Here is a 9,477-nt window from a genome sequence, read left to right as displayed (position 1 = left end):
CCCACGGATGTGTGGGGGCCGCCCGTCCCGGCGCCGGTGCGGGGGGGGCTCACTCCGTGCGCGGAGTGGCGCGGAAGACCGGGCAGTGCGGTGCCGCCGCTGCGAAGTGCTCCGCAGACGCGGACTCCACCAGGCCGTTGCGCACGAAGGCCCCGACCCCTCGGGGGTTCTGCGCGGGGAACTCACGCAGCACGCGGGCGCGCTCCTCCACGGGCAGTTCCACCAGGTCCACCTGCCGCCGGCGGTGGCCACGGGCCAGGACCCCCCGGCCCGCGGCGCGGGCGTTCTTCACCCAGTCGGAGTTCGGGTACGCCTGGAGGATGTAGCGGGTCCCGTCGACGACCACCGGGGCGACGGGGGTGGTCCTTGGCAGGCCGCTGCTGCGGCCCGGGACGGTCAGAAGGTGCATCGGGCCGAAGGGCAGCCCGACCCGGTGGAAGAGGACGACCACCTTGTTGCGTGCCTTGTGCCGGGGGGAGATGGAGCTCTGTGCGGTCATCGACCAGTCCTTCCCTGCCGTACGGCGGAAACAGCGGGCGGCAACGGCGCCACCCGCGGGAGAGCCAATCACGCCTTGTGCACGCGCCGCACGATGGTCCTGACGATCGACCGCGGCATGGCGCGCATCAGCGGGAGCCTGATGCGGTAGCCGAGACCCGGCACCGCCGAGGGACGACCGGCCGCCACCGCATCGAGGCCCGACCGCGCGACCTGATCAGGCGTCAGCCACTTGATGTCCGGCAGCGTACCGGCCGGGACACCGGCCGCGGCATGGAACCCGGATCGCGTCAGGCCCGTGTGCAGGGTGGTGACGTGCACGCCGTGGCGTGCCACCTCCATGGACAGGCTCTCGCTCAGCGAGGACATGAACGCCTTGGAGGCCGCGTAGGTCGCGGAGCGCGGCTTGGGAAGCACCGCGACGAGGGAGGAGACGTTCACGATGCCGCCGGCGCCCCGGGCGATCATGCCGGGCAGGCACGCACGGGACAGCCGCAGCGGCACAAGGGCGTTGAGCACGGCGGTGTGCAGTTCACGCTCCGGCGGCAGCTCCGCGAAGTATCCGGAACCGCTGGATCCGGCGTTGTTCACCAGAAGGTCCACCGGGCGCACCCCCTCGGCGAGCCGCTCCTCGGCGCGAGCGACCTGACGCTCGTCGGTGAGGTCGAGCTCCATCACCTCGACGTCCACCCCGTGCTCCGCCTCCAGCTCGCTCGCGAGCTGCTTGAGCAGATCTCCACGCCGGGCGACGAGGACGAGGTCGGCCCCTTCCGCGGCAAGCCGGCGGGCGAATCCCTCACCGATGCCGCTCGACGCGCCGGTCACCATCGCCCTGCCGTACGGATATCGTCGCATGCCATTCCCCGATCTCTTCGACGTTCAAGTCGTGGGCCGACTTCAGATTAACCACGAATACACGACGAGGCAGCAGAAAAGGTTAATCAATTACTCTGGCACGACCGATTTATGAGGGCTTAATCGCGGATTCATCGCGCGGTGGTGCAATAGCTCCGCGCGATCGTCTCGACACCGATTACACCGACGTACGGTCGCGTCGCATTCCGCGACACCTTCACGAAATGGTCCGCTCCTTCCCGTCGCCGTCGAATTGGCTGGTGCCATTGTCATGACTTCCTCAGCTCAAAGACGAGAGTCCCCGCCCGTCGCCGCCCTCGACCCTGCGGCCGGCCCCGCGCCCCGGCTCGACTCCCTCACGGGCCTGCGCTGGATCGCCGCCTTCGCGGTGTTCCTCTCGCACGTCAGCACTCTGCTGCCGATCCCCCACACGGACGCCGTCTTCGCCATGGGGTCGTCCGGGGTGACCTTCTTCTTCGTGCTCTCCGGCTTCGTCCTCACCTGGACCTACCTGGCGGGGGACAAGGCGAGCCGCTTCTACGGGCGAAGGTTCGCCCGCATCTGGCCGCTGCTGGCCATCGGTGTGCTGATACCGCTGCTGCTGCAGCTCCCCGACGCCCCGGACGGCCAGTCCGGCACCCTGATCAAGATCGCCGTCTCCGGCGTCCTGCTGTACCAGGCCTGGGTGCCCGGCTGGATCCTGGGCGGAACCAGCCCGGTGACCTGGTCGCTCGCCTGCGAGGCGTTCTTCTACGCGATCTTCCCGTTTCTCGCCAAGTACACGCTGCGCCGCTCCCTGCGCTGGCTCGGCTGGGCGGCCGTCGTACTCGTCCTTGTGGGGTGGGGCATCAAGATCTGGCTGTGGCAGGCCTACCCGCCCACGCTCCGGCCGTCGTTCACCGGCATGGACGGTTTGATCTTCGGCACCTACTCTCCGATCGCCCGGGTGTGGGAGTTCCTTCTCGGCATGGTCGCGGCGGCCGCGGTCCGCAAGGGCTGGCGCTCGCCCCTCGGCGTCCGCTCGGCCTCGGCCCTGCTCGTCGCCGGGCTGTTCGTGCTGTGGCTGCTGCGCGACGAGACATGGCGTCAGTACGTCCTCTTCGACGCCCTCGGCCAGGTCACCGCACCGCTGTACATCCTGCTGGTCGTCGCCGTCGCCCAGCGCGACATCGCGGGCGGCACCTCCTGGCTGCGTACCCGGCCCATGGTCGCCCTCGGCGAATGGTCGTACGCCTTCTATCTTCTGCATTTCACCGTGCTCTTCGAGATTTCCTCTTCGGTATTCGAGCGGAAAAGCATCATGGAATTCTACATGCGACCCGTCGTGCCCGACTGGTCGAATGCCGGATGGGCCCTGCTCGCCCTGGTGATCACGACGGCGCTCTGCGCCTTGCTCCACCAGTTCTACGAGCGGCCCGCAGAGTTGTGGCTGCGTACCCGAATAGGCCGGCGATCACCACGGATTCCGCCGCCTTCATCGCAGAGCACCGCGACCGCCCCCGCGACCCGTCGCGCCGAGAGCAGTACCGCCCCGAAGGAATGAGGCCGACGAGGATGACAACGCCAGAGCCGGACGCGGACGAGGCCCTGTCAGCCTCGTCCGTCCCCCCGGGCCGGCCCCCTCTGCACGACCCCTTCGACGTGATGTTCCTCGGTTGGTCGTTCTTCCGCAGCAAGCTCCTGACGTCGGCCATGGATCTGGGTGTTTTCACGTCACTGGGCGACAACAGGCTCAGCGCCGAGGAGATCGTCGACCGTGCAGGCCTTCACCCACGCGGCGCACAGGACTTCCTGGACGCGCTTGCCGCCGTCGGGCTGTTGCTACGGGAGGACGGCCGGTACCGCAACAGCAGCGGAACGGCCCTGTACCTGCTGCCGGACCGGCCGGGATTCGTGGGCGGTTTCCTGCGGATGACCAGCGAACTGATGGGCGGGGAGCATGATGCCCTGACCAGCCTGCTGCGTGACGGCAACGCCCGCGGCCAAGGCTCCGGCGGTGAGGTTCCGTTCACCCGGATCTTCCACGACCCGGACCGCCTGCGGAAGTTCCTGTCGGCGATGGACAGCTTCAGCAGCGCCGTCGCACCCGGAGTCACGGAGATCATCGACTGGTCGGCGTACTCCTCGTTCACGGATGTGGGCGGGGCACGCGGCAATCTGGCCGCGGCTCTCGCGGCGGCACACCCGGGGCTCACCGGAACGGTGCTCGACCGCCCGTCGATGGAACAGCACTTCGACGAACTCGTCGCCGAACGCGGCGTGTCCGAGCAACTGCGCTTCACTGGAGGCGACTTCTTCGAGGACGAGCTGCCGCGTGCGGATGTCCTCATCCTGGGAGGCGTACTGCACGACTGGCCCGACGACCGGCGCGCGCTGCTGCTCCGCAAGGCGCACGACGCCGTCCGGGAGGGCGGAGCAGTCATCGTCTACGACACGATGATCGACGATCACCGCGAGCGGGCGGATCCCCTGATGCTCAGTCTGATCATGATGCTCCAGTCCGCCCAGGCACGCGGCTTCTCGCCGGCGCAGTGCATCTCGTGGATGACGGATGCGGGCTTCACTGCCGAACAGACCGTCCTGCTGCCCGCGTTGACGACAGCGATCGTCGGACGCAAGAACTAGCCGCCGCAAACGCGATGAACCCGCTTCCGGGGAATGGCCCCGGGAGCGGATTCTTCGCATGCCATCTGCCGTAACCCACCTTCGATACGGGCTTCTTGAACACCTGCGGCCGCACCGCCGTACGCCCGAAGTTCAGCACTGTCCATTCGTCCCGGGGGAGCACAGCACATGTCAGGCTCGGCATCCAACAGCGTCCTGCTCATCGATTCCCACCCGATCTCTCTGACCGGACTGCGCACCATCCTCGACAACTGCCCCGGCCTGCGCGTGGTCGGTGTCGCCCGGGGCGGCTCCGCAGCGGCCGTCCGCTACCGGGAACTCCGCCCCGACGTCGTCATCGTGAACTCGCACCATGAAGCGGTCGAGGCTCTGGAGGTCGTCGGTGCGCTGCTCCAAGCCCGGCCGCCGCTGACGGACGCCAATGTGCTCGTCCTGGTGAACGACGTGGAAGCGGCGGCGGGCCGGGTGCTGCGAGCCGGTGCGAAAGGCCTCCTGTCCAGCGCGAGCAGCTCCCAGGAACTTGCCGCCGCGGTCCGCATCATGGCCACGGGGCGGTCCCTGCTGATCCCCACCGCTCGACAGGAGGCGGACCGCTCACCGCTGGAACAGCTGACGGAACGCGAGGTCGAGGTCTTCCGCCTCATCACACGGGGATACAGCAACGCCGAGATCTCCCGCGAACTGACCGTCAGTCAGAGCACCGTGAAATCCCATATCCAGAAATTAATGGAGAAACTGGGGCTTCGCAACCGTGTGCATGCGGTTATTTTCGCGTACGAGAAGAACCTTATCCGTTCCGGGACCTAGCCATATCTTCCGGGCCGGCCTGCCCGGCGTCCTTCCGTTCCGCTGCACGGAGTTGGGAAACGATCCGCCAGAGGTCGAACACGTTGTGATCCTCGACGACGAGTCCCTCCTCGACCCGCCACAGCTGAATTCCTTCGGAAGTGACCGGTAGACCGGTGGGGGCCAGACCGGCGAACTCTCCCACATGCGTTGCCCGGATGGTGTACCAGCTCGCCACCCACGGCCCGTCGGCCATCTGGAGTCCGACCTCGACGGTGAGGCCGGAGAAGGCGGCATGCCGGCGCAGCACGCTCCGCTTGGGCCCTTCGGGGCCCAAGCGCTCGCCGCCGAGCAGGAATCCGGGGGCGAAGATCCGGTCCGCCACGTCCACGTTCCCGCGGGTCCAGCCCTCGTCGAACCAGTACCGGGCGAGAGCCTTGTTGGCCTCCTGGACGTCGGCCTCGTCGACTCCTGACACGCCCTTCACCGGCTCTGCGCCTCAACGGCGGAGGCGGCCCGCGCCGCACGCAGCGCATCGAGGCCCTCACGGCCGATCGTGTTCAGTTCCGGCAGCGGCGAGGCGGCAGCCCATGTGAGGAAATCCATGACCTGACGCCGGTCGGGATGGATGAACCTCTGGTTCACGTCTTTCCAGCCGAACCCAGGAGAGACCGCCTCGGATTCCCGGATGAGTCCAAGAATTCGGTCCGCTGCCGTGTCGCCGTCGATGACATTGGATTCGTACTCCGCGCAGGCCTTCGCCATTCCGTCGAGCAGGGCTTTGAAGGCGTCACTGTCGGGCCACCACAGTCCGGTGTGCGGGACCTTCTCCAGGGATTCGAAGACGCTCACGTCGCCATCACGGCGGAAGGAGCGCAGCGCGTTGTTGATCCGCAGAGTTCCGGGGGTGTTGCCGCTGCCCCAGACGCGGAACACGGCGTCCCACAGACGGAAGTGGGAGAAGGCGATGAACGAGCAGTTGACCAGGGTGTCGTTGTGATCGAGCAGCCCCTGCTCCAGCTCTTCGACGTAGCGGAAGCGCTCCTCGTCGAAGTCGTCGTCCGCCAGCGCGCCGAGGATACGCGGCACCAGGGCGTGGATGATCTCGAAGGTGTTGGACATCCCGCGTGAGTAGAGAGGGTCGAGAAACCCCGCCGCGTGCGACATCAGGCACCAGCGCCGCCCCACCGTCCTGCTTGACGAGAACTGCAACCGCCCGGTCGACACCCACTCCCGGACTTTCCTGGCGCCGGCGAACTGCCGCTCGACCGCCGGGAATCTCTGCACCAGTTGCGCGAACTCCTCCTCGGGACCGATGTCCTCGGGCTTGGGGTAGAGCCGTGGGTCGAGAGTGACTCCGACGCTGCACAGCGGGTTGCGGGAGAGTTCGTGGTTGTCGAAGGGGATGACCCAGAACCAGCCTCGCTCGAAGAGGTGGTGCATGGTCCCTTCGTGCCAGGCCACCGGCGGCCGGCTCTCCTCGGGGCAGTCCACCACGTCGTCGAAGGGGCGTACCCCCACCATGTGCGTGAACAGGGAGCGGGAGTGGTGCTGGAAGCGGGCGGGCTCCTCCCTCAGGTCAAGCTTGTCCGACAGCGGTGAGCGGAAGCCGCTCGCATCCACCAGATAGCGGCCACGGACGACGTGGCCGTCGGTCCCGGTCAGGGTGACGCCGTCGGCACCGAGGTCGATGTCCCGCACCCGCCACTGCTGGCGCGTGTCGCAGCCGTGCTGGACCGCGACGCGGAAGAGGTAGGCGTCGCTGTCCTGGCGGAAGAGATGGCTTGCCGAGGTCAGCGCGTCGGGTATGACGAACTGGTGGCTCTCGGCAGGATCGGGCTCCTGTCCGGGCCTGTGCAGCATGAATCCGAAGTGCCGCTTGCGGCCGAAGGTGTTGCTCACCTGCTCGTTGATGGTGTCCGCGTCGGCCAGGGCCTCGAACTCGGGGACGTCGTAGCGGGCGGCGAGCACCTGCAGCCAGGCGATCAACTGAGGGATCATCGATTCCCCCACCGCGAATCGGGGGTGCGTTGCCGCGTCGGCGAGGAGCACCTTGGCCCCGTTGCGGGCCAGTACGGCGCCGAGGGTGGATCCGGCGATTCCGGACCCAAGGATCACCACGTCGTAGTTCGGCCTGTCTGTGGTCACTGTCGGTTTCCCTTCGCAGTCGTCGAGTCCCGGACGGGCGCCGTGCGCCGCGCATCCGCCCGACCAGCCTCGCGGACGCCGATGAAGGCAAGAGAAAGCATGGGTAAGCCCCGCCCTCCATCAGGGCGGGGCTTACACGATCACTCGCGGCCGGGGCCGCCCGTCTCGGAGGAGCGCGCGGCGACGGCCGGCTCGTTCACCGGGTCCTGGGAGCCGATGGGCGCCTCACCGGCCGGGCCGGAGGGGGACCTTGGGCCGGAAGCAGGTCCGGGGGTGGTAACGAGCAACCGGCCCAAGGAGCGTGGGAACCACCAGTTGGCCCGCCCCAGCAGCGTGACGAGTGCCGGGGTCAACAGGCCGCGGACCACGGTGGCGTCGATGATGATGCCCGCCGCGAGCGCGGTGGCGAACACCTTCACGTCGGTGATCGGGATGCTGGCCAGCGCGGTGAAGGCCAGGAAGAGGATGAGCGCCGCGGAGGTGACGAGACGTCCCGTGCGGCTGATGCCGGTCACCACCGACGGCACGGTGGTGTCCGTCTCCCCCTTCGCCGCCAGGTCGAGATGAGTCTCACGGATCCGGTGGAGGATGAACACCTCGTAGTCCATGGAGAGCCCGAAGAGGAAGGCGAAGACCGCCATGGGAACCCAGATGGTCACCGCTCCGACGGCTGGGGTGTCGAACAGCAGCTCGCTGCCGTAGCCCTTCTGCCAGATGAGGACGACCACTCCGTACGCGGCGCAGGTGGACAGCGCGTTGAGCACCAGCGCCTTCAGCGGCAGCACCACGGATCGCAGGGTGCGTGCCAGGACGATGAACGTGAGCAGGGCCACGAAGATCAGGATGAGCCCGAGCGATCCATACACCGCGTCGACGAAGTCGACGTCCTGTGCCGGACCGCCGCCCGCGAGTGTGCCGGCCGTCTCCCGTGCCGTGTCCGCGACGTCGGTCACCGTGGAGCGGCCGGTAGCGCTCGACGGGTCCGCCTCGGACCAGACCTCCACGATGCGCTGACCGCCGCGCTGCCACTCCTGCGGGGCGACCGAACCCGCGACGCCTTCGACACCGCCGAGCTTACTGGTCATCGAGTCGGCGGAGCCGGCGTCGACCAGGACCTCGACGGGGCGCGCGATGCCCTCGCCGAAGCCGGCGTCCACGATCCGCTCGAACGCCGCAGCCGGCTTTCCGCCTTGGGCGAGAGTCGAGGTGGCCGGCTGGCCGAGACGCAGGGAGAGCACCGGCGCGGCAAGAGCCAGCAGGACCGCGCCGCTGAGCAGCGCGCAGAGCGCGGGCCGACGCGTGGTGAGGCGGGCCACGCCGGTCCACATCTTACTGTCAGGGCGGTGTGTACGGCGCGGCCTGTCGAGCTTGTCGCCCCATGCGTAGAGCAGCACAGGCAGCAGGGTCAGTGCGACGGCGACGCTGACGAGCGGGATGAGCAGACCTGCATAACCGACGCTGCGCAGGAACGGCACCGGCAGCACGACGAGCGCGGCGAGCGAGATGGCCACGGTGGCACCGCTGAGCGCGACAGCGCGGCCCGCGCTGGCCACGGAGCGCACCACCGCCAGCTTGCGCGCCTCGGGCTCCGGGCCGTCGGCGCCGGGCTTGTTCCGCTCCTCCCGCCACCGGGTGACGACCAGCAGGGCGTAGTCGATCGCGATGCCCAGACCAATGAGTGCGACGAGGTACTGGACGATGAAGGAGACATCGGTGATGCCCGTGATGCCGCGGACCAGCAGGAACGTGGTGGGAATCGCGACCGCGGCCATCAGCAGCGGCACGATGGCCAGTCCGCTGGTGAAGACGAGGGCCAGGACGACGAGGGCGCCCAGGGCGCCGATGAGGGTCTCGTAGATCGGGCTGCGCTGGGCCCCGCTGTCCCGGCCGGAGAGCACCGGCTGCCCGGTCAGCTCGACCTGCGCACCCGAGATCTTCGCCTGCTCGACGGTCTTCTTGATGGCAGGCAGCGACTGCTCGTAGGGCGCGTTGGACGGGTTGGCCGGCGGGTAGACGAGTGCGACCGTGGTGCGCTCGTCCTTGGAGAGCAGGGAGTCGTCGCCGCTGTTCGCGTACGAAACGCTGCGGCCGCCCTCGGGCGTGACCTTGGCGATCAGGTCGCCCCACTGGCCGCGCACGTCAGGGCTGTCGGCGGTGGTGCCTTCCGGCAGGGTCACCACGAGCAGCAACGGGGCGTTCTTCCCGCCGGTCTGCGCGAAGCGCTCGGCAAGAGCGTCGTTCGCCTTCTGGGCGGGCTTGTCCGGCAGCCGCGACTCGAACGTGAGTTTGTCGATGGTTCCGCTGGTCATGGCGCCCCCGACGAGGAAGAGCACCAGCCAGCCCAGGACCACGGGCCACCGATGTGCGAGCACCCACCGTGTCATGCGCTCCACGGTTCAACCTCCTATAGGGACGCTATTGTGTAGCCGCGCTACTTATCGGTGCCAAGGTAGCCCGCCGAACTGCAGCTCCGCAACAACAACCGACCAACATAGGGGGCCAGTTGACGCTCAGTCATCTGCCCGGGCACGCACAGAGCCCCCGGCGGGAGCGACACCCGAAGAA

Annotated in this window: 8 protein-coding genes; 3 read left to right on the top strand and 5 right to left on the bottom strand. The window is 68.2% G+C overall.

What is annotated here, in order from left to right; translation table 11 throughout:
• Positions 1-49: 49 nt before the first annotated feature.
• Both ACFQ7F_RS43550 and ACFQ7F_RS43545 read right to left on the bottom strand, forming a co-directional pair.
• Positions 50-499 (bottom strand): nitroreductase family deazaflavin-dependent oxidoreductase, encoded by a 450-nt coding sequence (locus ACFQ7F_RS43550; protein ID WP_383284497.1) that lies wholly within the window; start codon positions 497-499, stop codon positions 50-52.
• Between the two features lie 68 nt (positions 500-567).
• A complete protein-coding gene (locus tag ACFQ7F_RS43545; protein WP_383284495.1) occupies positions 568-1,353 on the bottom strand; it encodes an SDR family NAD(P)-dependent oxidoreductase in 786 nt (261 codons plus the stop codon).
• A gap of 271 nt (positions 1,354-1,624) precedes the next feature.
• On the opposite strand from ACFQ7F_RS43545, the gene ACFQ7F_RS43540 reads away from it, so the two are divergent.
• The 3 genes from ACFQ7F_RS43540 (at position 1,625) to ACFQ7F_RS43530 (ending at position 4,785) form a co-directional block, all read left to right on the top strand.
• Entirely contained in the window at positions 1,625-2,896 is a 1,272-nt protein-coding gene (locus ACFQ7F_RS43540) for an acyltransferase family protein (protein ID WP_383284492.1), read from the top strand.
• A gap of 11 nt (positions 2,897-2,907) precedes the next feature.
• Positions 2,908-3,978, top strand: a complete 1,071-nt coding sequence (locus tag ACFQ7F_RS43535; RefSeq protein ID WP_383284490.1) for a methyltransferase — start codon at positions 2,908-2,910, stop codon at positions 3,976-3,978.
• Between the two features lie 168 nt (positions 3,979-4,146).
• Positions 4,147-4,785 carry a LuxR C-terminal-related transcriptional regulator gene (locus ACFQ7F_RS43530; RefSeq protein ID WP_383284487.1) on the top strand — a complete coding sequence of 213 codons (639 nt, stop codon included), beginning with the start codon at positions 4,147-4,149 and terminating at the stop codon, positions 4,783-4,785.
• Here the strand turns inward: ACFQ7F_RS43530 and ACFQ7F_RS43525 are convergent.
• The 3 genes from ACFQ7F_RS43525 to ACFQ7F_RS43515 form a co-directional block, all read right to left on the bottom strand.
• Positions 4,766-5,242: an ester cyclase gene (locus tag ACFQ7F_RS43525; protein ID WP_383284484.1), complete on the bottom strand. Its 477-nt coding sequence runs from the start codon at positions 5,240-5,242 to the stop codon at positions 4,766-4,768. The two genes, ACFQ7F_RS43530 and ACFQ7F_RS43525, sit on opposite strands and share 20 nt — an antisense overlap.
• A gap of 5 nt (positions 5,243-5,247) precedes the next feature.
• Positions 5,248-6,912, bottom strand: coding sequence for an NAD(P)/FAD-dependent oxidoreductase (locus tag ACFQ7F_RS43520; protein WP_383284481.1), 1,665 nt, complete (start codon positions 6,910-6,912; stop codon positions 5,248-5,250).
• A gap of 140 nt (positions 6,913-7,052) precedes the next feature.
• On the bottom strand, positions 7,053-9,296 hold the full coding sequence (locus ACFQ7F_RS43515; protein ID WP_383284500.1) for an MMPL family transporter: 2,244 nt from the start codon (positions 9,294-9,296) through the stop codon (positions 7,053-7,055).
• Positions 9,297-9,477: the final 181 nt, after the last annotated feature.

Origin of the sequence: Streptomyces sp. NPDC056486 (assembly GCF_042795295.1) — a bacterium.
Classification (GTDB): domain Bacteria; phylum Actinomycetota; class Actinomycetes; order Streptomycetales; family Streptomycetaceae; genus Streptomyces.
The sequence above is the reverse complement of the archived record's forward strand: the minus strand, read 5'-3'. Positions and strand labels throughout refer to the sequence as shown.

Excerpts from the sequence above, each read along its gene's own strand:
- ACFQ7F_RS43515 (WP_383284500.1), bottom strand. The coding sequence starts at position 9,296 with ATGACACGGTGGGTGCTCGCACATCGGTGGCCCGTGGTCCTGGGCTGG.
- ACFQ7F_RS43550 (WP_383284497.1), bottom strand. The coding sequence starts at position 499 with ATGACCGCACAGAGCTCCATCTCCCCCCGGCACAAGGCACGCAACAAG.
- ACFQ7F_RS43535 (WP_383284490.1), top strand. The coding sequence starts at position 2,908 with ATGACAACGCCAGAGCCGGACGCGGACGAGGCCCTGTCAGCCTCGTCC.
- ACFQ7F_RS43540 (WP_383284492.1), top strand. The coding sequence starts at position 1,625 with ATGACTTCCTCAGCTCAAAGACGAGAGTCCCCGCCCGTCGCCGCCCTC.
- ACFQ7F_RS43530 (WP_383284487.1), top strand. The coding sequence starts at position 4,147 with ATGTCAGGCTCGGCATCCAACAGCGTCCTGCTCATCGATTCCCACCCG.
- ACFQ7F_RS43545 (WP_383284495.1), bottom strand. The coding sequence starts at position 1,353 with ATGCGACGATATCCGTACGGCAGGGCGATGGTGACCGGCGCGTCGAGC.